Source organism: Pseudomonas sp. E1MeOHC2, assembly GCF_058745025.1.
Genome location: NZ_CP196675.1, coordinates 202,299 through 223,054, shown reverse-complemented (window position 1 = coordinate 223,054; position 20,756 = coordinate 202,299). Strand labels below are relative to the sequence as shown.

Below are 20,756 nucleotides of genomic sequence, written 5' to 3'. Positions count from 1 at the left end.
GAACTTCCTGGTTCAGGGGGCGCGAAAACGCAGAATGCGCGCGCCGTCGAAGGGGTCGGTGAGGCAGTGGGCGTGCACGCCGAAGGTGCTCAGCAGGCGCTCGGGGGTGAGCACGTCGAGCGGCTTGCCGAGGGCCACCAGGCGGCCTTGGTCGAGCACCGCGACGCGGTCGCAGGTCAGTGCCTGGTTGAGGTCGTGCAGGGCCACCAGGGTGGTGACCGGCAGCGCCTGTACTTGTTGCAGCAGGCTCAGCTGGTGCTGGATGTCCAAATGGTTGGTCGGCTCGTCAAGCAGTAGCACCTGAGGGCGTTGGGCCAGGGCGCGGGCAATGTGCACACGTTGGCGTTCGCCACCTGAAAGCGAGTGCCAAAGGCGCGTGCGCAGGTGCAGGGCGTCAAGGTCGGCCAAGGCTTGCTCGACGATGGCACGGTCCTGCTTGGAAAACGGCGCCAAGGCCGACAGCCAGGGCGTGCGGCCCAGGGCAACTGCGTCGTACACGCTGATTGCGTCAGCGGTATCCGCCTGCTGCTCGACCAACGCCAGGGCCTGGGCAATGCGCCGGCGTGGCAGCTGCGCCAGGGGTTCGCCCACGAGTTCGACATGGCCGCTGCCCGGTTTGCGCAGGCCCGCCAGCAGTTTTAGCAGGGACGATTTGCCAGAGCCGTTAGGGCCGACGATGCCCAGGGTTTCACCCTTGATGACGTTTAGGTCGATGTCGCGCAGCACGGTGCTACCGCCTAGCTGCAACCCCAGGCCCTGACAGGCAAGCGGGGTTATTTGCAGGTTGGCCATGACGGTCATGGGCGCCCCCGCCGGCTGATCAGAATCAGCGCGAACACCGGTGCGCCGATCAGCGCGGTGACCACGCCCACCGGGATCACCTGGCCTGGGATCAGCGTGCGCGACAAGATGTCCGCAGTGATGAGAAACAATGCGCCACCCAACGCGCTGGCAGGCAACAGGCGGCTATGCCCCGGCCCGAGCAGCAGGCGCAGGGCATGGGGAATCACTAGCCCGACAAAGCCGATGGCGCCGACGATGGACACCATCACTGCGGTCACCAGCGCGGCGCAACTGATCAACAGCAGCTGGGTACGTCGCACCGGGATCCCCAGCGACGCCGCCGAGTCGGCGCCGAAGGTGAAAGCATCCAGCGCGCGGCGATGCCATAGGCACACCACCAATCCGAACAGCGCCACCGGCAGTGCCAGCCACACCGACGGCCAGCGCACGCCACTGAGGTTGCCCAGCAGCCAGAACAGGATGCCGCGCGCCTGCTCGGCGGTGGCCGACTTGGTGATGAGGAACGCGGTAAGGGCTGTGAACAGCTGCGAGCCGGCGATCCCGGCAAGGATCACCTGGGCATTGTTGCTGCTTGGCCCCGCAGCGCGGGCCAGCACCAACACCAGCGCGAAGGCCGCCAGCGCACCGATGAAGGCCCCCCCAGACATGCTCAGCGCAAGGCTGCCCAGCCCCAGCAGGCCGACCAGCACCGCGCCGGTCGAGGCGCCGGCGGACAACCCCAGCAAGTAAGGCTCGGCCAGCGGGTTGCGCAGCAGCGCCTGCAGGATCACGCCACAGGTGGCCAGCCCGGCGCCGCAGGCCGCGGCGACCAGGGTGCGGGTCAGGCGGTAGTTCCAGACGATACCGGCGTCGATCGGATCGACTGGGTAACCGGCCTGCCACAGATGATTGGCCAGCACCTGATAGACCACGTTCGGCGCCAGGTTGCTCTCGCCGATCGCGGTACCGGCCAGCAGTGCAGCGCACACGGCTACCAGGGCCAGGCCGCTGTAAGCAAACAGGCGGCTCATCACTGGGCTGCTTTGCCGCTGGCGAACGCTGTGGACAGGGTTTGCAGGCCTCGGAACAGGCGGATGCCGGCCTGCATGGCATCGGCGTCGAGGACGATGATGCGGTCGTTCTTCACCGCGTCCATGTGGCGGGTTACCGGGTCGTTGCGCAGGAATTCGAGTTTTTTCTGGTAGTCGTCTGCCGGGAAGCGGCGACGGTCCATGCGGGCGATGATCAGCCAGGTCGGGTTGGCCTTGGCCAGGGTTTCCCAGCCCACGGTCGGCCATTCTTCGGTGGACTCGACCACGTTGCGTACCCCCAGGGTTCGCAGCATGAAGTCGGCGACCCCTTGGCGGCCAGCCACGTAAGGGTCGATATCGAGGTCAGCGCTGGAAAACCAGAACAGCGCCGAGGTGTTGGACAGGTCTTTGCCGGCCAGCTGCGCCTTGGCGCTGTCCAGGCGGCCCCTGAGGTCGCTGTTCAGGGCCGCGCCGCGGTCTTGCACATCGAAGATTTCGGCCAGTTGGTTGACGCTCTTGTAGATGCTGTCTACTTGGAACGCCTGCAGACGGGTACCATCGGCGCCTACCAGGTTATCCTTGCCTTCACAGTCCGACGGTAGCAGGTAGGTTGGGATCTTCAGTTCGTCGAACTGCTCGCGGGTACCCACCACGCCTTGTGCGCCGACCATCCATTCGAACTGTACCGCCACCAGTTGCGGGCGCTTGCCCACCACGGCCTCGAAGCTTGGGTCGTTATCGGCCAGGCGCTCGACCTTGTCGTTCAGGGCTTTGTATTCGGGCAGTACGTTGTTGAACCACAGTGAAGTGCCGGCCAGCTTGTCGCCCAGGCCCAATGCATAGAGGATCTCGGTGCCGGCCTGGCCGATCGTCACTGCGCGCTCAGGAGCGTGGGCGAACGTCTGTGGCATGCCGCAGTTGTCCACCGTGAGCGGGTAGTGGGTGGTGGCAGCCTGGGCCAGGCCAGTGAGGCCGAGGCCAGCGATCAGGGCGGCAAGACGGGGCAGCATGGTGGGGCGATCTCCTATCGAAGGGTTCACGGAATGAACGCACGGACAGGCATCGCCGAGCCCCTTGCGCAGGGCAGGGGGCAGCACCCAGAAAGGGTGGAGATGGCCATCCCGGACACCCCGCCGGTTGGTGAAATGTTGCCGGCAGGTCTCCTGACTGGTGCGTCCTGGCCCGGCTCCAGCCTTCCCGGATGAGTTGATCCAGTGGCATTGATGGAGCAGGCTCGGCACCTACAGTTGCGGGGGCAGTTCCGTTTGGCCCGTTGCTACGGGCCTGGGATTCCCTATTAATTCCGTGGTGGAAACCGGCGGCCCGCATGGTAGACCATCGGGCCGCCGGGTGAAAACGCTTTTCAGAAGTACTTCAGCCAGGTGATGTCACGCCGACGTGCCTTCAGCCGTGCGAAAGCGCGCACCGGCAGGTACAGCGACACCGCGAGCAACGCCGCGCCCAGCCACACGCCGCTGATGCCGTCGAAGCCGAAATAATCCCCCTGGTTGTGCCCGAACAGGGCAACGCAGGCCAGGTAAAGCAGCTTCAGCACGTACAGGTGCAGCAGGTAGAAAAACATCGGCGCTGCGCCGTAAACCGCGAGGGCGCTGATCCAGCGGGCCCGGCCGGCGCGCTCGAAGGCGCGCAACAGCAGCAGGCCGCTGCCCAGGGTGAGGGCCAGGAACAGCAACGACGGCGGATACTTGGTGATGTTGAAGAAGCTCATCAGCGTCTGCGTCAAGCTCGGGAACCCGCTCCAGGGCGCTTCGCCGTAGCCGTTGAGCATTCGCAGCACGACAAAACCGAGCAGCGCGATCACCCCGGCCAGCAACAGCTTGTGCTGGCGTTGGCCCGCGTCGCTGCCACGGGCGAACCAGGGGCCAAGGCCGTAGCCCAGGGCGATCACGCCGATCCAGGGCAGCACGGGGTACGAGGTGCGCAGGCGCAGGTTATCGGAGAACGTCAGCCAGCCACGGTCGTGCAGGATTGCCCACGGCACGTGCAGGGCCGATTCTGCGCCGAAGTGCAGGCTGTCGAGCAGGTTGTGGCCGGCGACGATGACTGCGCCCAGGGCGATCAGCACCGTGCGTGGCAACCACACCAGCAGTGACAGGGCGATCATGCTAACCCCGATGGCCCAGATCACCTGCAGGTAGATCACGCTGGGTGGCAGTTGGAAGGTCCAGGCGAAGTTGACCAGGGTGAACTCCAGCACCACCAGGAACAGCCCACGTTTGAACAGAAAGGCTGAGACGTCGCTGCGGCCCTGGTATTTCTCCCCAAACAGCCAGGCAGAAAGGCCGGTCAACAGGACGAACACCGGCGCGCACAAATGGGCCAGGGTGCGACTGAAGAACAACGACGGCTCGGTGGCGTCGATGGCCATCGGATCGCTGACCTGGCGGTGCAGGAAAAAGGTCTCGCGGACGTGGTCCAGGAGCATGAACAAAATGACCAGGCCGCGCAGGGCATCGATGCTCTGCAGGCGCTGGTTGAGCACGGTGGGGGTGGCGCTGGCGCTAGTCATGGGAAGTCGCTGGTAGGAATGGATGTTAAATGAAACGTTATCATATAACCTTAATGGGATGGTCAGCAATGGGGTTTTAGAGGGGGGTGGGGCTTTGGGGGCATGGCTTGAGTGGTTTGGCGCCTATGAGATCGAGCGCCGCCCGCGCGGCGCATCGCGACGCAAGGCCGCTCCCACATTTGTTTCGGGCCAATTATTCCTGTGACATGGGCGCGCGGCCCTTTGGTGCCCACCTTGATATCGAGTCAGACAAACAAGGCGGTCGCGCGCAGATTTCACAGGCCTCACTGGCCCGAAACAGATGTGGGAGCGGCCTTGCGTCGCGATGCGCCGCGCGGGCGGCGCTCGATCTCATAGGCGCCACAAACCTCAAACCATGCGCACCGGGGTACTTGTGCTGACGGCTAACGCCCCCGCCGCCGCGAAACCCTGGCCTCGATATTCTTGCGCCCGATCAACAGCGGCGGTTTTTCGACCACCGGCTCATCCGCCAACCACTTGTACATCACCAGGCAGTCCACCAACCCTAGCCGGGCATGTCGGAATGCCTTGGGCAGGCGGCCGACCGTTTCGAAGCCGAGCTTGTGCCACAGCGCCACAGCTACTTCATTAGTGGCTACGACCGAATTGAACTGCAGCGCCAAAAAACCCTCCTGACGCGCCTGCTTCTGCGAATGCTCACACATCAAACGTGCCACGCCACGGCCACGTGCAGCCTCGCAGACCATGTAACCGCAGTTGCCCACATGGGCACCCGGGCCTGCAGCATTGGCCTTGAGGTAGTAGGAACCCAGCAGTTCACCCTGGTCCTCCAGCACCCAGGTGTGAAGGGGCAGCTCTAGCCATAACTGGCGGGCTTGTTCGAAGCTCAGGGCAGGGTCGAAGGCGTAGGTTTCGCGGGCCTGGACAATGGCCTGGAAGGTGGGCCAGAAGCGCTCGAAGTCCTCAAGCGTCATGGGGCGGATGTGGATCATGGTGGTTCCTGCAATGGCTGGACCGCCAAGTCTGGGTGGCGCGGCGCTGTCGCGCAAGGGCGACGCGCCGCGTGTGCTCAGCCGTTGGCCTTGCCCACCGCATCCATGGCGCGGGCCGAGTACACCAGGGCGGCGCCGGCGTTCATCGCCACCGCCACGCCGAGGGCTTCGGCAATCTCTTCGCGGCTGGCGCCGTGCTTGACCGCTTGCTGCGAGTGCACGGCAATGCAGCCGTCACAGCGGGTGGTCACGGCCACCGCGAGGGAGATCAGTTCGCGAGTCTTGGCGTCCAGGTGGTTGGTCTTGGCGCCCGCGCCGCTGGCGGTCATGTAACCGGCCACGGTGTCGGGAGACAACTGCTTGAGATCGCCGATGCCGGCCATCAACTGCTTACGGTAGGCGTCCCAGTCCATCATGCTCATCGTCTTCACCTTGGGGGGGTTGCGAGTGGAGCTTTCAGGCTAGACCAAAAAGGGCGGGGCAACTGCTGCCTGTGCAACTGGCACAGGCAGCGATGAATCAGATGTAGATGAACACCAGCACCAGCGCTGCCACCACCGCCCACTTTTCCAGGTAGTAGCGCATGCGGTTGCGCTTTTTCAGCGCTTTGCCCCGCTCGCGGATCTTGTAGATGCGGGTGAACAGCCGGTTGATGCCGCCAGTCTTGTCGTTGGCATCGTTAGGTGCGGCGGCGGCCGCCATCACGTTGCGGCTGAACCAGCGGTTGAACGCGGTTGCCCAGCGGTACTTGAGCGGGCGCTCGACATCGCAGAACAGGATGATGCGGTTGTGCTCGGTGGTGTTGGCCGCATAGTGGATGTAGGTTTCGTCGAAGATCACACCCTCACCGTCGCGCCACGAGTACTTCTCGCCGTCCACATCGATGTAGCAACCGTCGTCGTTCGGCGTGTCCAGGCCCAGGTGGTAGCGGTAGGAACCGGCGTACGGGTCGCGGTGGCGCACCAGCTTGGCCCCCGGTGGCAGGGTGGCGAACATCGCCGCCTTGACCGTGCCGATGCCTTGCAGCAACTCGGTGGTACGCGGGCACAGGGTCATTGCCGAAGGGTGGCTTTCGCCGTACCACTTCAGGTAGAAGCGCTTCCAGCCAGTCTTGAAGAATGAGTTGAAGCCTACATCATCGTAATTGTCGGACTTTTTGATTTCACCGACGTGCAGCAGCTGTTGCGCTTCTGCACGAATTTCCTGCCAGTGATCCTGTAGCGGCTGTAGCTCGGGAAAAGCTTCGACCGGCAGGTAAGGTTTGGCCGGGTGCTTGGAAAACAGGTAAAGGAAGCTGTTGACCGGCGCCAGGAAACTGGAGTGGTCGCCCAACTGACGGGTCAGCTTGTGGCGAACCCGACCGCGCAGGTGAACATAGGCGATCGAGAGAACGAAGATAAGTACGAGTGCAATTTTCATGGACGTTTACTTGTCGAAAAAATGGCCATGCGCCATGGCATAAGCTCGCCAGCATAAACAATCATGGGGGTAGTTTGTACTTATTGTTACATGACGACGGCGCGACTTAGGTGTAATGGCCTATAGCTTGCGCAAACGATTCATGCCAAGGAGATCACATGGTTCAGGACGTTCGCCCCAGCGGCGCCCCCTTCAAGCGGCTGTTTTTTGCCTTGCCAGTCAGCGATGCCCAGCGCCGTGCGCTGGCCCAGTGGCGGCGCAGTTTAAACCTGCGTAGCGGCAAGCCGGTACCGGCCGACAACTTTCATGTGACGTTGCTGTTTCTTGGCGACGTGGACACCGCCCAAGTGCCGGCGATCTGTGCCGCAGTGGACGCGCTGAAGCGCCCGGCCACGGCGCCGCGCCTGTTGCTTGACCGCTTGCAGGCGTGGCCGCGCGCCAGCGCACTGGTGCTCGAGCCGCAGCAAACGCCGCCGGCCTTGCTGCAGCTGGTCTATGGCTTGCAGCAAGCGCTGCTGCCACTGGGGGTGGGGGCGGCGAGTCGTGAATACCGCCCGCACCTGACCTTGTCCAGGGACTACCGCGGCCAGCCGCCGGAAGCCGTTACGGCCCCGGAGTTCTTCCTTGCCGCGCGGCATTTCACCCTGTACGAATCGCGCAAGGGCGTTTACTGGCCGCTTGCGCAATGGCCGTTGACCGAGTGACGCGTGCTCGACTTCAGAGCTCTGGCGTGTACTTGACCGTCAACATGAAGTTGCGCGGTTCGCCGTAGTTGTTGCTGCCATTGAGCTGGTTGAAGCCTGCGACCCAGTATTTCTTGTCGAACAGGTTGTTGGCGTTGACCGCCAGGTTCACCTCCGGCGTCAGCTGATAGGCCAGGCGCGCGCTCCACACGGTGTAGCCGGGCACTGTGTAGGTGCGCTCATAGCCCAGGGTGTGGCTTTGGCTGGTAAAGCCCAGGCCGGTGCTCCAGCGCTGGCCGTCCAGCGGCAGGGTGTAGTCGGCCCAGGCACGCAGCATGTGCTTGGGTGTCCATTGGCTGAACACGCGGCCTTTGTCATCCGGGTCGTCGAGAAACTTGGTGGTGTTGTAGGTGTAACCGGCAAACAGTTGCAAGCCGCTGAGCACTTCGCCGCTGATCTCGGCCTCGATGCCCTGGCTACGGACCTTGCCCGCCGCAGTGGAGCAGAAGTTGTCATCACAGGCCAAGCCCGACGCCAGGTCGCTGACCGCGCGGTTTTCCTGGTCGTAGCGGAACAGCGCCAGCGAGGCGTTGACCCGGCCGTCCAGCAGTTCGCCCTTCAGGCCCGTTTCATAGTTGCTGCCGATCACAGGCTTGAGTGGCACGTTGCCGACCGCGCGTTCTGTCTGCGGCACGAACACATCGGTGTAGCTGGCGTACCAGGCCCATTCGCGGGTCAGGTCGTAGACGAAGCCGGCATAGGGCGTCACTTCGCCTGACTCGGTCATGCGGCTGGTGGGGTAGCGGGTGCCAGGGTCGGTGCGGCTGTCGAAGTCGATCGAGTCCCAGCTGTAGTCGAACCAGCTGACCCGCGAGCCGACGATCAGGGTCAGGTCATCGGTCGGCTTGACCCGCCAGACGCCGTACAGGCCTTTCTGGCGAATGTCATAGCTGGCCTTGTTGGCGCGCGCGCGCTCGCCGTCGAACAGGCTGTCACGGCTGGGTTCCGGGCGGTCGTGGTCGATGTCGAAGAGGGTGTCGCCAGAGGCGTCGAAGTTGCGCCAATAGGCGTCGTCCGAGGTCAGCTTGGAATAGTTGCCGCCGACGGTGATTTCATGGGCCAGGGGGCCGGTGTCGAAGTGGCCCACCACGTTCATGTCCAGGCCTAGCTTGGTGTTGTGAAAGTCAGTGATCCAGTCGGCATAGGTGATGCCGCTGCCGTCGGGCGCCACGCCCTGGACGGAGGACTGCACGCGCTGGTGCGTGGAGGTGTTGGTTTCGTCCATGCGCACGGCGGCGGCCTTGAACGCCCAGTCGTCGTTGAAGCGGTGCTCAAGGTCCAGGTAGTAGGTGGTCACGTCGGTTTCGGCACGGTTCCAGCGGGCACCGGTGAAGGTCGAGCGGGGCAAATCGACTGGCTTACCGCCGGCATAGCGGGGGATGCCACGCAGCAGCGGTCGCGACTGCTGGCGGTTGTAGCTGATGCCGCCACCCACGGTGGTGGCATCGCTCAGGTCAATGTCCAGCGCGCCATACAGCGAGTGCGACTTGCTCCATTGGTAGTCGATGAAACTGTCGCTTTGATCCTCGTCGGCAACGATCCGGCCGCGCACCCGACCGTCGGCGGTCAGCGGGCCGCCAGCGTCCAGTTGCAGGCCATAGTGGTCCCAGGAGCCGGCCTTGCCGGTGACGGTGACGGTTGGGGTGGCCTGGCCACGCTTGCGCACCAGGTTGATCGCGCCGCCGGGGCTGCCGGTGCCTTGCAGCAGGCCAGAGGCGCCGCGCAGTACCTCGACACGGTCGAAGAACACCAGGTCCTGGGTCGCCCAGTTACCCAGCGAGTAGTTGTTGCGCGGGATCGGCACGCCGTCGTACTGCCAGTCGTCGATCTGGAAGCCGCGCGAAGTCACCACCACGCCTGGCCCGATGCCCTGCGCGCCGACGATCCCGGTGGTGTGGTTGAGCGCGTCCTGCAGGTCTGTGATGCCTTGGTCGTCCAGCTGTTTACGGGTAATCACCGTCACCGATTGAGGGATTTCCTTGAGGCTGTGCGTGCCTTTGCCAAGGGTTACCGCGCGGGCTGCGTATGAGCCGCTGCCTTCGCTGGTGGCATCCAGGTAATTGTCTGTGATGCTGGTACTGCCAAGCTCCAGCGCGTCGCTCTCAGGGGTTGCCGGGGCGACGCTGAAATGGCCGCTGCTGGTGAGCCGCAATTGCAGGCCGCTGCCGGCCAAGGCGGCTTGCATGGCGTGCTCGGCGCTCATCTGGCCGACGACGGCTGGCGCCTGCTTGCCGCGCACCAGCGCCGGCTCCAGCGCGATGATGTAGCCGCTCTGGCTGGCAATCCGGTTAAGGGTGGTGGCCAGGCTGGCGGGTGGCAGGTCAAACGCCAGGGTCTGCACCTGGGCATGGGCGTTGAGGCTGCTCAGGGCAACGACGAGGGGCAGGGCGCGGGGCCAGAGGTTGAGCACAGAATTCTCCCGAATGAAGTGACTTGTCAGGAGATAGGTGGGACGAGAAATGAAAACCGGACACGCTTGCGAATGATTTTCACAAAAATTTCTTCACCCCTGCTCAGGACCAATCAGCATCAGCCACGGGCCGAACGGCTCGACCTTGATCGGCAGGGCTTCTGCCAGAGCGGCCAGTGCCTGCTGTGGCTGGTCCAGCGGGAATACACCCTGGACGCGCATGTCGCGTACCGCCGGTGCTACCCGTATGTAGCCACGCTGGTACGGACGCAGGGCATCGATAACCGCGTGCAGGGGCTCGTCGAGCACTTCCAGGCGGCCCTCCAGCCAGGCTGCGCGTTGTTGTTGCTCGCCAGTTACAGGTTGGATGCCATCGCCACGCAGCAGCGCGGCCTGCCCTTGTTGCAGGTCTAGCCAGCGGCCATTGGGCAGGCTGGCGCGGACACTGTGCTCCAGCACCACAACGCGGGTGGCGGATGCCTCCTGGCTCACCAGGAAACGGGTGCCCAGCGCCTGCACCTGCCCTTGCGCAGTGCGCACGCGCAGGGGGCGGTGCGGGTCTGGGGCAACCTGTATCAACACGTCGCCACGGCGCAGCACCAGCAGGCGTTGGTTGGCATCGAAATAGAGGTCGACGGCACTGGCACTGTTGAGGCTCAGGCGGCTGCCGTCCGCCAAGGTGAAGCTGCGCCGCTCGCCGCTGGCCGTGTGCAGGTCGGCCAGCCAGTTCTGTGCCGCGTCGCTGCGCCAGCCGCTCCACAGTACACCCGCGGCGACGCCCATGCCCGCCAGGGCACCCAGCACCTCGCGCCGGGAATGGGTGGGGGCGAGCAATACCTGGCGTGCTTCGGCGGCATGCCCTGGGGCGCGCTGGTCCAGCGCGCGCAGTGCGGCAAAGGGGCTGCCTAGGCGCTGTTGCAAACGGTCCCAGGCCTGTTGGTGAGCGGGGTCCTGGCGCAACCAGTGGTTCAGCCGTTGCAGCAGTGCGTCGTCAGGTGTGCCGGCCTTGAGCGCGACCATCCAGTCGATAGCTTGCTCGCTGATCGGGTCCAGGCGCCTGGCGTTCATGCGTGTACCTCGCACAGGTAGCACTGGCGCAGGGCCTGCTTCATGTAGCGGCTGACGGTGCGTTCGCTGATCTGCAACCGGGCGGCGATGTCGACATAGCTCATGCCGTCCAGCTGGCTGAACAGGAAGGTGGCCTTGACCACGGCGGGCAGGCCGTCCAGCACCTGGTCGATGGTCACCAATGCCTCGATCAGCAGCAGTTGCTCTTCGGCCGAAGGGGCGACCGGCTCAGGCAACAGCGTCAGGCGATCGAGGTAGGCCTGCTCGAGTTGGCGGCGGCGGTGCCGGTCAAAGATCAGCCGGCGGGCGATGGTCGAGAGGTAGGCGCGCGGTTGCTGGATGCTGTCCGGGTCTACCCGTGCGCCCAGCATCTGGCAGAACGCTTCGGCTGCGGTGTCCTCAGCGTCGGCGCGATTACGCAGACGTTTGAAGATGTGTTGGAGCAGCCAGCGGTGATGGTCGCTGAAGAAGAAGCCCAGCTTGCGGGTCGATGTGCTGTCCAACGCCTGGCATCCAGTTGTGAGTGTGAATCGTTCTCAATGGTAACTGGGTCGTTTGCTGGCTAGCAAGAGCGCTGCACGCCTCACGTACCTGGCGCAGTGCTGAGGCCTAAACCGACAAGCTCTGGTAGGCCGATTCATCCCCCGGGCTACGGTCAAACTGGCGTTTGTACTCGCGGCTGAACTGCGAAGTGCTCTGATACCCCACCCGATGCGCCGTCTGCGCCACCCCCAGGCCCTCGCCGATCAGCATCTGCTGCGCCTTGAGCAGGCGCAGGCGCTTGAGGTACTGCATCGGCGCCATGTCGGTGCAGCGCTTGAAATGTTCGTGGAAGGTCGAAACGCTCATGTTGGCGCGCGCCGCCAGTGCCTCGACACTCAGCGGCTCGGTGTAGTGTTCGCGCAGGTGGGCGAGGGCGGCGCCGATGCGGGCGAAGTGCCCCTGCTGCTCGACAAGCGCCCGCAGCACCCCGGCCTGCGGGCCGCGTAGCGCGGTATAGAGCACTTCGCGCACCCGCGCAGGCCCCAGCACCTTGGCGTCCAGCGGGTCCTGCAGGCAGTGCAGCAGCCGCTCGACACTGTCGCGCATCGGCGCATCCAGGGCCGCCGAGGTCATCGATTGCGGGGTCTGTGCCTGTACCGCGGCATCTGGCGCCAGGTCCATGCTTTGCACCAGCTCACCGAGCACGCTGCGGTCAATGTCTACCGCCACGCCCAGCAGTGGCGCCTCGGCGGTGGCGAAGGTTTCGCACATGAACGGCACCGACAGCGCCTGGACCAGGTAGTGCCCCGCACCGTATTCCAGGGTGCGTGGCCCTAGGCGCGCAAGTTTGCTGCCCTGGGCCAGGATCATCAGGCTCGGCTCGTAGATTTGCGGGCTGCTGGCCACATAGTGGTCCCAGCTCAGCACCTGAACCTGGGGCAGGTGCGTGGGGACGAAGCCTGGGCGCGAGGCGAGGCGGCGGATCAGCGCGCAGAGCGGGGCGTTGGCGTCGACATGGCGGGTGAGCTGCATGGTGAACCTGGGGCAGAGAATCAGACAGTGGCATCATCGCAGATTGAAGGCCTAGCGTCAGATGCTTACCGGTAAGTCCGGAGAATCGTGCATGGATGCCGGAGAATCTGCGGTGGGCGAGGCGGGGCATGGCGCGCAAAATGCGCCGCCTGAATCGTTTCACTTCTCTGCGAGGTCCTGCATGTACACCGCCATTGGTTATGCCGCCCAAACCCCGACCAGCCCTCTGGCTCCCATGACCTTCGAGCGTCGCAGCCCGCGCCCGGACGATGTCGCCATCGAGATCCTGTACTGCGGCGTGTGCCACTCCGACATCCATCAGGCGCGCAACGAGTGGGGCATCGCCGTGTACCCGCTGATGCCGGGCCACGAGATCATCGGTCGCGTCACTGCAGTGGGCGACAAGGTGGCTGCGCACAAGGTCGGCGACTTGGTGGGCGTTGGTTGCATGGTCGACTCCTGCCGCCACTGCGAGGCCTGCGCCAAGGATTTGGAGCAATACTGCCTGGAAGGCCCGACCATGACCTACGCCACCCCCGACCGGGTCGATGGCAGCAATACCCTGGGTGGCTACTCCAGCAGCATCGTGGTCAGCGAGCACTTTGTGGTGCGTATCCCCGCTGGCATGGACCTGCCCAGCGCAGCGCCGATTCTGTGCGCCGGCATCACCACCTACTCGCCGCTCAAGCACCATGGCGTGGGGCCGGGCCACAAGGTCGGCATCCTTGGCATGGGCGGCCTGGGCCACATGGGCATCAAACTGGCCAAGGCCCTGGGCGCGGAAGTGACCCTGTTCACGCGCTCCCAGGCCAAGGCCGAGGAAGCCCGCCGCCAGGGCGCCGACCATGTAATCGTGTCCACGGATGACGAACAGATGCGTGCTGCTGCCGGTCGTTTCGACTTCCTGCTCGACACCATTCCGGTGCAGCACGACCTCAATCCGTACCTTGAAACCCTCACGTTCGATGGCGTGCATATTCTGGTCGGCCTGATCGAACCGATCGAGCCGGCGGTACACGCGGCCAATCTGGTGCTCAAGCGCCGGGTGCTGGCTGGGTCGTTGATCGGCGGCATTGCCGAGACCCAGGAAGTGCTGGATTTCTGTGCCGAGCACGGCATCCGATGCGACATCGAAATGCTCGATATCCGCAATATCAACCAGGCTTATGAGCGGATGATCGCCGGGGATGTGAAGTACCGCTTTGTGATCGACATGGCGACATTGCAGGGCTGATCCTGGCGTTAATCTGCACCGGTTTCTTCGCGGGCAAGCCCGCTCCCAGAGGCTCTACACCCTGCCTGAGAGCAGTGGGGCAACTATGGGAGTGGGCTTGCTCGCGAAGAAATCGGTGCAGATCTACCAGACCAGCGCCTTGTCCCACCCCTTCCAGAACAACCACCGCCGCACCTCGCCATGCTCCCCGGTACCGATCTGCCACTCAGGCCGCCCACTGCCCAGCGCAATCACCGAAATGACCCCAGCATGGCTCGCCGCAACCAGTGTGCGCCCGTCCGCGCTGATGTCCATGGCGCTGATGGTCGAGCCCAGGTAATGCTGCCAATGCGCCGTGCCATCTTCGCCAAAGGCCCGCAAGTAGCCGTAGGCATCACCGATGATGTACTCGCCGTTGCCTGCGACCCCTGCGTAAACCCGCGCCCCATCCTGCAGTCGCGGGGTGCGCGGGTCATCGCTGTAGTAGTCGGTATCCAGCCCCGGCAGGTCTGCCACGCGTACCCCGAGCGTGCCGCCGTTGTAGAAGTGGCAGGCATTGACGATCAACTGGTCGCCGCTGCGGTTGAACAGGGCGAAGTGTGGGTACTCGCCGCCTGGGCCGACCTGCGCCACTTCCTCCAACTGCTCATTGAGCACCAGATGACGGCTGCTCTGTTCACCGACCACGATCAGGCGCCCATCCGGCGACACCGCACCATGCTCCATGGCCAGGCCGAGGGCGATATCGTCCGGGTCGGTGCCTTCGGCCAGCTCTTCAAGGACTTGCGATTGGCGCGGCAGCAGCCGGGTAGCACCCTCGGCCGCCAGCAAAAAGATGCCCTCGGCGCTCACCAGCAGTACCCGCTGGCCCTGGGCGAAAGGCACCAGGGTGGTGGGCGTCGGCGGCAGGTCCAAGGGTTCGAAGGGGTAACCTGCCGGCAGCCCCTCCAGCCCGGTGGGCCAGGGCAGCCGGGCGACCTGTGGGCCGCCCCAGCCATCGGTCACGCGCACGCCCTCGGCGTTGGCCAGGGCAAAGTAGCGGCGCTGCGGGCAACGGCCGAAGTGGTCAGTGCCAATGACCGGCATCACACTGTGCTGATCGATGCGTACCACCTGGCCCTTTTCATAGGGCATGCCAATGCGCGCGAGCAGGCTGCCATCCTCCAGCAGCAGGACGCTACTGATGCCCTGCCCATGGGCTTCGAGCAGGGGTACCAGCGGCAGGTGGGCAGGCGGCCAGGCCGCGCGGAAGGCCTGGCGTTGCTGTTCGTCGACACCCGGGCGGTTGATCGCCTGCAGGGCGGCGTGCCAGGCATCGAGCAAGTGCTCGGTGGCTGCGGGCTGTGGTTCTTCGAGGTTGTCCCAGCCGTGGGCGCTGCCTTGCGCGACGTAGCGGTTGATGGCCTGGGCGTAGGCGGTGACCGCCTGCTGCCACTGCTGCTGGGGTTGTTGCTTGTCCATGGGCGGATCGGGCTCCTTGTTCCGCTTGCCGTTCACACAAAGCGCGCATGGTACCCGCAATGTGCCGCCGGTTGTGAGGCCCGGTATTGACGCGTACCATGCCGGCATTCCTTCCAATAACAAACCCGTGCCTCAGCGCGGCCGATACTTGGCCCCTGACGCGCGTCTTTTCGCCATGCCTGCGGAGCACAGAATTCCACCCATGAACGGACCCATCCCCACCGACTTGCCGCCGACCACCGGTGGCGGCAGCTGGCTGAGCGTGATTGCCTTGGCCCTGGCGGCCTTCATCTTCAACACCACCGAGTTTGTCCCGGTGGCGTTGCTCAGCGACATTGGCCGCAGCTTCGACATGAGCACCGCCCAGGTCGGCCTGATGCTGACTATCTATGCCTGGGTCGTGGCCCTGGCGTCGCTGCCGATGATGCTGCTGACCCGCAACATCGAGCGTCGGCGCTTGCTGCTGTTCGTGTTTCTGGTGTTCGTTGTCAGCCACCTGTTGTCGTGGCTGTCGCAGAGCTTTGCCATGCTGCTGGTCAGCCGCATCGGCATCGCCCTGGCCCACGCCGTGTTTTGGGCCATCACCGCATCGCTGGCTGTACGTGTGGCGCCGCCTGGCCAACAGGCCAAGGCACTCGGCCTGCTGGCCACCGGTACTACCCTGGCTATGGTTCTGGGCATCCCGCTGGGGCGTGTGGTAGGTGAAGCCTTGGGCTGGCGCGTGACGTTCCTCAGCATTGCCGGGGTGGCACTGGCCACCATGCTCTGCCTGATGAAGTCGTTGCCGCTGCTGCCAAGCCAGAATTCCGGCTCGCTGCGCAGCCTGCCGATCCTGTTCAAGCGCCCGGCGCTGGTGATCACCTACCTGCTGGTGACGCTGGTGATCACCGCACAGTTCACCGCTTACAGCTACATTGAACCCTTCGCCCTGCACGTGGCGCAGATCGGCGGCGAGCGGACCACGCTGGTGCTGCTGCTGTTTGGTGGCGCCGGTGTGTTCGGCTCGGTGCTGTTCAGCCGTTACAGTGAGCGGTTCCCCCAGGGCTTTCTGGTGGGCTCGATCGGCCTGCTGGCGGCTTGCCTGCTGTTGCTGTTGCCGCTGTCGGGCAACTTCTATGCATTTTCCGCGTTGAGCATGTTCTGGGGTATAGCAATCCTGAGCTTCAGCCTGTCGTTGCAGTCCAAGACCTTGAAGCTGGCGTCCGATGCCACCGACGTGGCCATGGCCTTGTTCTCGGGCATCTATAACATCGGTATTGGTGGTGGGGCATTGCTGGGCAGTATTGTCAGCAGCCAGATGGATGTGGCCCATATCGGCCTGGTCGGAGGCGGTGTGGCGGTAGTCGGGTTGGTGCTGGCGGTGGCAAGTAACCGGCGGTTCCGTGAGGCTTTAGGCGCCTGATTGCCTGTACTGGCCTCTTCGCGGGGCCGCACTGTACTCAATAACAGGGGTACCTGTGGGAGCGGGCTTGCCCCGCGAAGAGGCCAGTACAGCCAACATCACATTCAACCAAGCAGCGTCGCCCAAGCCGACACCCGCACCATCCCCGCCAACCCCGGTTGAACCACAGGCTTGTCCGAGCGGGTGTCCATTAGCGCAAGCGTCCGTTTCAGTCTGGAACGATTGTGCAGCCCTTGTTCAGCAGCCGGGGCCGCAGCGCCTCGAAGCGCTCGCGCAGCCACAGGTGCAACTGCGTGACTGCCGGGGTCAGTTGCTTGCGGTGCGGACAGACCAATGTGACCGGTGTCGGCTCGCCCAGGTACTCCGGCAAGACAATCTCCAGTTTACCGGCCTCAATGTCGGCGCTCACGTCCAGCCACGACTTGTAGACAATACCTTCACCGAGCAGCGCCAGGCGGCGGATCACGTCGGCGTCGTCGCTGACCAGCGGCCCGCGCACCTGCACGGTGCGGTTGCCCACTCGCCATTTGTCATAGACCCGGTTCTGTTGCATGTACAGCAGGCAGGCATGGTCGTGCAGGGCCTCTGGTGTCAGCGGGCGGCCATGGCGTGCCAGGTAGTCGGGGGAGGCGACCAGTACCCGGCGGTTCCAGTTGGCCAGGGGCAGGGCGATGTAGTTGGCATCCTGATTGAGGCCATAGCGGATGGCGATGTCTACCGGGTCGCGATTGAGGTCGGCCATCTGGTCGGACAGGAAGAAGCGCAGGTGCAGCGCCGGGTGCTCGCGGCGAAAGGCGCTCAGCCACGGCAGCAGCATGTTGCGGCCCATGTCTGAAGGTGCCGAGACTTGCAACGTGCCGCGCAAGGTACTGGCGTTGCCGTGCAGGTCCTCGCGGCCCTGGCGCAGGCTGTCCAGCACGTTCTGCGCCGTCGGCAAGTACAGCTCGCCCTCGGCGGTCAGGCGCAGGCTACGGGTGGTCCGCGCGAACAGGCGTACGTCCAGCTCACGCTCCAGGCGTTTGATCGCGGCGGCCACCTGGCCCGGCAGCAGTTGCGCCTCGTGGGCGGCGGCGGTGAAGCTGCCCAGCACGCTGCTGCGTACGAACAGTTCAAGGTCAGCAATACGCAGCATTTTCACTCCTGGGATGAAAGTGTTGCTGCATTGTGCCGGTTTTTCTTTTTTGCAGGAAAGATAAGATGCGCAACAAATCCCCTCTCACTCCAGGAGTTGTTGCATGGATACCGTTTCCCTGGCCAAGCGCCGCTACACCACCAAAGCTTACGACGCCTCGCGCCGCATTCCCCAGGCCACCATCGATGCGTTGCTTGAGCAACTGCGCCACAGCCCGTCGTCGGTCAACTCGCAGCCTTGGCACTTCATCGTCGCCGACAGCGCAGAGGGCAAGGCCCGGCTCGCCAAGAGCACCCATGAGCGTTTTGCCTACAACTCGCCGAAGATCCTCGATGCGTCCCATGTGATCGTATTCTGCACGCGCACCGAGATGACCGAGGCCCATCTGGACGCGGTGCTCGAACAGGAAGCCGCCAATGGCCGCTTTCGCGACGAGCAGGCCCGCGCCGCACAGAACCAAAGCCGTCGTCACTACGTCGATCTGCACCGCTTCGACCAGAAAGACGTGCAGCACTGGATGGAAAAGCAGACCTACCTGGCCTTCGGCACGGCGCTGCTGGGTGCCGCGGCGCATGGCCTTGATGCAACGCCGATCGAAGGCTTTGACAGCAAGCTGCTGGATGCCGAGCTGGGGCTGCGCGAGCAGGGCTTCACCAGTGTGGTGATCTTGAGCCTTGGCTATCGGAGCGAGGGTGATTTCAATGCAGGGCTGAACAAGTCGCGGTTGCCAGCCTCGACCGTGTTTACCTTCCTCTGAGCGTTTTTCGCTACACCTGTAGGAGCAGCCGGCTTCACCATAACGACGCTGATGCCGCTGCCACTACCCTGGTAAACACCTCGATCGCTTTATCGACTTCACCCTCGGTGCTGAACCGTCCGAGACTCAACCGCACGCTGTTGCGTGCCCGGCTTTCATCCAACCCCAGTGCCAGCAGCACATGCGATGCTGCGTTGCTCGCCGAATTGCAGGCCGACGTGGTCGACAACGCCAACTCACTGGCCAACGCTGCACTGTTGAAGCCTTGGGTATCGATACACAGGTTCAAGGTGTGCGCAATGCGCTGCGTAGCGCAGCCGTTGAGGCTTACCGCGGGCAAGGCCAGCAACCCGTCGCGCAGCCGTCGGGACAGCTGCTCGATACGCTGGTGCTCGCTGTCGCCCGGCTGGCCGGCCAAGGCAAAGGCGCTGCCCATGCCGACGATCTGGTGGGTCGCCAGGGTGCCGGAACGCAGCCCGTGCTCATGGCCGCCGCCGTGCATCTGCGCACGCATCAGCTGGCGGGCACGCGGCCCGACATAGAGTGCGCCGATGCCTTTGGGGCCGTAGACCTTGTGGGCCGAAAACGACATCAGGTCTATCGGCATGTGGGCAAGGTCGATGGCCAGTTTGCCCACCGCCTGGGCCGCGTCCACATGCAACAGCGCACCCTGTGCACGTACGCGCTCGCCAATGGTTGCGAAGTCGGTCACGGTGCCCAGTTCGTTATTGACCGCCATCAGCGAGACCAGGCGGGTATCGGCACGCCATGCCGCCTGCACGGCATCGGGCTGGATCAGGCCGGCCGCATCTGCTGCCAGGCGAGTGATGGCCCAGCCTTGACGCTCCAGTTCAGCGACTGTATCGAGTACGGCCTTGTGTTCCAGCTGGCTGGTAATCAGGTGGCCTGGGTGGCCGATGCCCTGGGCGATGCCTTTGAGTGCAAGGTTGTTGGACTCGGTAGCGCCTGAGGTCCACACCAGTTCATCGGCGCGGGCGCCGACGCGTTCAGCCACCTGTTGGCGCGCCTGCTCCACTGCATTGCGGGCAGCCTGGCCATAAGCATGGCCACTGGATGCGGGGTTGCCGAAGTTGGCTTGGCGGCCAAGGCAGGCGAGCATCGTTTCGATGACCCGGTCGTCAACGGGGGTCGTGGCGGCGTAGTCGAAGTAGAGCGGGGCGCTGGGCATGAGGCGGGTCCGTGTCTGTCACGTTGGATGCGGTGATCGTTGCAGTAAGCGTACCGGGCCCACACTCAAATGTTTTTGCCTTCTGTTTGGTTGGTTTGCGCCTTGAGGGAAAAATCTTCTAATGCTGCCGATAGGTGGAGAAAAAAATTCTCCACAAGCCCGGCATTAACCGCGCACCAACAACATCAGGCGGGCGCCAGCGCGCGTTCTTCCTCCGCTAGCACCCGTTCGCACAACTCGATGATCTGCTCGCGCATCCAGCGGTTGGCGGGGTCCTGGTCAGTGCTCTCATGCCAGTAGAGGTGCGTTTCCAGCGCCGGCACATCGACAGGTAATGCGTGGTAGCGCAGTTGATGACGGCGGGCGAAACGTTCGGGGACGGTCATCGCCATGTCAGTCTGCTGCAACACTTGCGAGGCCATCAGGTAATGCTGTGAACGCAAGGCGACCTTGCGCTGCACTCCCATCTTGCCCAAGGCCAGGTCCACGTAGCCCAGGCCATTGCGCCGGCTGGAGATATGGATGTGGGTCATGCCCAGGTAGCTGTCCAGGGTCAGTTTGCTGTCGGCCAGCGGGTGGCCTTGGCGCAGGGCACAGACATAGCGGTCTTGCATCAGTTTGACGTGGCGCACCTGCGGGTCGGTGTTCAAAGGGGCATCGACCGCGAAATCCAGGCGCCCGGCCGCCAGCTCTTTGGTGGTTTCGCGACGTTTGCACAGAAAGCTTTCGATCAATACCGAAGGGGCCAGGCGGCGCAGGCGCTGGAACAGCGGCGGCAGGATCACCGCTTCGGTCAGGTCGGTCATGCTGATGCGGAAGGTCTTGTTGGCGTGCTGCGGGTTGAAAATGCGGCTTTCCTGTACCGAGGTGCGCAGCAGGGCAAGGGCGTTGCGCACCGGGCCGATGATGTTCTGGGCCATGGGCGTGGGCACCATGCCTTGCGCGGTACGCACGAACAGTGGGTCGTTGAAGGTTTCGCGCAGTCGCGACAGGGCATTGGAGACCGCCGGCTGGGTGATGCCGACAATTTGCCCGGCGCGGGTCAGGTTGGCTTCGGTGTAGATCGCGTCGAAGACGATGAACAGGTTGAGGTCGACCTTGCTGAGGTTCATGTGCGCCGCTCATTGTT

The 20,756-nt window shown here is 64.1% G+C and carries 19 protein-coding genes and 1 riboswitch; of the genes, 4 read left to right on the top strand and 15 right to left on the bottom strand.

Features of this window, described 5'->3' with window-relative positions:
- Positions 1–12 precede the first annotated feature (12 nt).
- The 7 genes from ACSSU5_RS00960 to lpxO form a co-directional block, all read right to left on the bottom strand.
- Complete coding sequence (locus ACSSU5_RS00960; RefSeq protein ID WP_492560409.1) at positions 13–801, bottom strand: ABC transporter ATP-binding protein; 789 nt, start codon at positions 799–801, stop codon at positions 13–15.
- Positions 798–1,814, bottom strand: a complete 1,017-nt coding sequence (locus ACSSU5_RS00955) for a FecCD family ABC transporter permease (protein WP_492560408.1) — start codon at positions 1,812–1,814, stop codon at positions 798–800. The genes ACSSU5_RS00960 and ACSSU5_RS00955 overlap by 4 nt, the downstream gene beginning before the upstream one ends.
- Complete coding sequence (locus tag ACSSU5_RS00950; protein ID WP_492560407.1) at positions 1,814–2,824, bottom strand: ABC transporter substrate-binding protein; 1,011 nt, start codon at positions 2,822–2,824, stop codon at positions 1,814–1,816. Before ACSSU5_RS00950 ends, ACSSU5_RS00955 begins: the two co-directional genes overlap by 1 nt.
- 126 nt (positions 2,825–2,950) lie before the next feature.
- Positions 2,951–3,149, bottom strand: a riboswitch (cobalamin riboswitch).
- A 28-nt stretch (positions 3,150–3,177) separates the two neighbouring features.
- Complete coding sequence (locus tag ACSSU5_RS00945; RefSeq protein WP_492560406.1) at positions 3,178–4,344, bottom strand: acetyltransferase domain-containing protein; 1,167 nt, start codon at positions 4,342–4,344, stop codon at positions 3,178–3,180.
- Between the two features lie 404 nt (positions 4,345–4,748).
- Complete coding sequence (locus ACSSU5_RS00940; protein ID WP_492560405.1) at positions 4,749–5,318, bottom strand: GNAT family N-acetyltransferase; 570 nt, start codon at positions 5,316–5,318, stop codon at positions 4,749–4,751.
- A gap of 77 nt (positions 5,319–5,395) precedes the next feature.
- Complete coding sequence (locus tag ACSSU5_RS00935; protein WP_013973174.1) at positions 5,396–5,740, bottom strand: carboxymuconolactone decarboxylase family protein; 345 nt, start codon at positions 5,738–5,740, stop codon at positions 5,396–5,398.
- 97 nt (positions 5,741–5,837) lie between these two features.
- Positions 5,838–6,737 (bottom strand): lipid A hydroxylase LpxO, encoded by a 900-nt coding sequence (gene lpxO / locus ACSSU5_RS00930; protein WP_492560404.1) that lies wholly within the window; start codon positions 6,735–6,737, stop codon positions 5,838–5,840.
- Positions 6,738–6,895: 158 nt separating this feature from the next.
- Here lpxO and thpR point away from each other — a divergent pair, with 158 nt between their 5' ends.
- Complete coding sequence (gene thpR, locus ACSSU5_RS00925) at positions 6,896–7,441, top strand: RNA 2',3'-cyclic phosphodiesterase (protein ID WP_492560403.1); 546 nt, start codon at positions 6,896–6,898, stop codon at positions 7,439–7,441.
- 13 nt (positions 7,442–7,454) lie between these two features.
- Here thpR and ACSSU5_RS00920 read toward each other — a convergent pair whose 3' ends face one another.
- The 4 genes from ACSSU5_RS00920 to ACSSU5_RS00905 form a co-directional block, all read right to left on the bottom strand.
- Positions 7,455–9,890 carry a TonB-dependent siderophore receptor gene (locus ACSSU5_RS00920; protein WP_492560402.1) on the bottom strand — a complete coding sequence of 812 codons (2,436 nt, stop codon included), beginning with the start codon at positions 9,888–9,890 and terminating at the stop codon, positions 7,455–7,457.
- 93 nt (positions 9,891–9,983) lie between these two features.
- On the bottom strand, positions 9,984–10,958 hold the full coding sequence (locus tag ACSSU5_RS00915; RefSeq protein ID WP_264312693.1) for a FecR family protein: 975 nt from the start codon (positions 10,956–10,958) through the stop codon (positions 9,984–9,986).
- Positions 10,955–11,461, bottom strand: a complete 507-nt coding sequence (locus ACSSU5_RS00910) for a sigma-70 family RNA polymerase sigma factor (RefSeq protein ID WP_264312694.1) — start codon at positions 11,459–11,461, stop codon at positions 10,955–10,957. The genes ACSSU5_RS00915 and ACSSU5_RS00910 overlap by 4 nt, the downstream gene beginning before the upstream one ends.
- 106 nt (positions 11,462–11,567) lie before the next feature.
- Positions 11,568–12,473, bottom strand: a complete 906-nt coding sequence (locus tag ACSSU5_RS00905; RefSeq protein WP_492560401.1) for an AraC family transcriptional regulator — start codon at positions 12,471–12,473, stop codon at positions 11,568–11,570.
- 181 nt (positions 12,474–12,654) lie between these two features.
- Between ACSSU5_RS00905 and calA the strand changes: the two genes are divergently transcribed.
- Complete coding sequence (gene calA / locus ACSSU5_RS00900) at positions 12,655–13,707, top strand: vanillin reductase (protein ID WP_264313901.1); 1,053 nt, start codon at positions 12,655–12,657, stop codon at positions 13,705–13,707.
- Between the two features lie 123 nt (positions 13,708–13,830).
- On the opposite strand, the gene ACSSU5_RS00895 is transcribed toward calA, so the two are convergent.
- On the bottom strand, positions 13,831–15,147 hold the full coding sequence (locus tag ACSSU5_RS00895; RefSeq protein WP_492560400.1) for a YncE family protein: 1,317 nt from the start codon (positions 15,145–15,147) through the stop codon (positions 13,831–13,833).
- Positions 15,148–15,349: 202 nt separating this feature from the next.
- Between ACSSU5_RS00895 and ACSSU5_RS00890 the strand changes: the two genes are divergently transcribed.
- Entirely contained in the window at positions 15,350–16,549 is a 1,200-nt protein-coding gene (locus tag ACSSU5_RS00890) for a sugar transporter (protein WP_264312697.1), read from the top strand.
- Between the two features lie 208 nt (positions 16,550–16,757).
- On the opposite strand, the gene ACSSU5_RS00885 is transcribed toward ACSSU5_RS00890, so the two are convergent.
- On the bottom strand, positions 16,758–17,681 hold the full coding sequence (locus tag ACSSU5_RS00885) for a LysR family transcriptional regulator (protein WP_492560399.1): 924 nt from the start codon (positions 17,679–17,681) through the stop codon (positions 16,758–16,760).
- Positions 17,682–17,784: 103 nt separating this feature from the next.
- Here ACSSU5_RS00885 and nfsB point away from each other — a divergent pair, with 103 nt between their 5' ends.
- The gene (gene nfsB, locus ACSSU5_RS00880; protein WP_264312699.1) at positions 17,785–18,438 is read left to right on the top strand and encodes an oxygen-insensitive NAD(P)H nitroreductase; all 654 of its coding nucleotides are present in this window, start codon (positions 17,785–17,787) and stop codon (positions 18,436–18,438) included.
- 34 nt (positions 18,439–18,472) lie between these two features.
- Here nfsB and ACSSU5_RS00875 read toward each other — a convergent pair whose 3' ends face one another.
- Positions 18,473–19,627, bottom strand: coding sequence for a cysteine desulfurase family protein (locus tag ACSSU5_RS00875; protein WP_492560398.1), 1,155 nt, complete (start codon positions 19,625–19,627; stop codon positions 18,473–18,475).
- Positions 19,628–19,812: 185 nt separating this feature from the next.
- Positions 19,813–20,739: a LysR family transcriptional regulator gene (locus ACSSU5_RS00870; protein ID WP_492560397.1), complete on the bottom strand. Its 927-nt coding sequence runs from the start codon at positions 20,737–20,739 to the stop codon at positions 19,813–19,815.
- Between the last annotated feature and the right edge of the window lie 17 nt (positions 20,740–20,756).

What these genes read in the sequence shown, in the direction of transcription:
- ACSSU5_RS00960 (WP_492560409.1), bottom strand. Translation starts at nt 801, where the DNA reads ATGACCGTCATGGCCAACCTGCAAATAACCCCGCTTGCCTGTCAGGGC.
- ACSSU5_RS00955 (WP_492560408.1), bottom strand. Translation starts at nt 1,814, where the DNA reads ATGAGCCGCCTGTTTGCTTACAGCGGCCTGGCCCTGGTAGCCGTGTGC.
- ACSSU5_RS00950 (WP_492560407.1), bottom strand. Translation starts at nt 2,824, where the DNA reads ATGCTGCCCCGTCTTGCCGCCCTGATCGCTGGCCTCGGCCTCACTGGC.
- ACSSU5_RS00945 (WP_492560406.1), bottom strand. Translation starts at nt 4,344, where the DNA reads ATGACTAGCGCCAGCGCCACCCCCACCGTGCTCAACCAGCGCCTGCAG.
- ACSSU5_RS00940 (WP_492560405.1), bottom strand. Translation starts at nt 5,318, where the DNA reads ATGATCCACATCCGCCCCATGACGCTTGAGGACTTCGAGCGCTTCTGG.
- ACSSU5_RS00935 (WP_013973174.1), bottom strand. Translation starts at nt 5,740, where the DNA reads ATGAGCATGATGGACTGGGACGCCTACCGTAAGCAGTTGATGGCCGGC.
- lpxO (WP_492560404.1), bottom strand. Translation starts at nt 6,737, where the DNA reads ATGAAAATTGCACTCGTACTTATCTTCGTTCTCTCGATCGCCTATGTT.
- thpR (WP_492560403.1), top strand. Translation starts at nt 6,896, where the DNA reads ATGGTTCAGGACGTTCGCCCCAGCGGCGCCCCCTTCAAGCGGCTGTTT.
- ACSSU5_RS00915 (WP_264312693.1), bottom strand. Translation starts at nt 10,958, where the DNA reads ATGAACGCCAGGCGCCTGGACCCGATCAGCGAGCAAGCTATCGACTGG.
- ACSSU5_RS00905 (WP_492560401.1), bottom strand. Translation starts at nt 12,473, where the DNA reads ATGCAGCTCACCCGCCATGTCGACGCCAACGCCCCGCTCTGCGCGCTG.
- calA (WP_264313901.1), top strand. Translation starts at nt 12,655, where the DNA reads ATGTACACCGCCATTGGTTATGCCGCCCAAACCCCGACCAGCCCTCTG.
- ACSSU5_RS00895 (WP_492560400.1), bottom strand. Translation starts at nt 15,147, where the DNA reads ATGGACAAGCAACAACCCCAGCAGCAGTGGCAGCAGGCGGTCACCGCC.
- ACSSU5_RS00890 (WP_264312697.1), top strand. Translation starts at nt 15,350, where the DNA reads ATGAACGGACCCATCCCCACCGACTTGCCGCCGACCACCGGTGGCGGC.
- ACSSU5_RS00885 (WP_492560399.1), bottom strand. Translation starts at nt 17,681, where the DNA reads ATGCTGCGTATTGCTGACCTTGAACTGTTCGTACGCAGCAGCGTGCTG.
- nfsB (WP_264312699.1), top strand. Translation starts at nt 17,785, where the DNA reads ATGGATACCGTTTCCCTGGCCAAGCGCCGCTACACCACCAAAGCTTAC.
- ACSSU5_RS00875 (WP_492560398.1), bottom strand. Translation starts at nt 19,627, where the DNA reads ATGCCCAGCGCCCCGCTCTACTTCGACTACGCCGCCACGACCCCCGTT.
- ACSSU5_RS00870 (WP_492560397.1), bottom strand. Translation starts at nt 20,739, where the DNA reads ATGAACCTCAGCAAGGTCGACCTCAACCTGTTCATCGTCTTCGACGCG.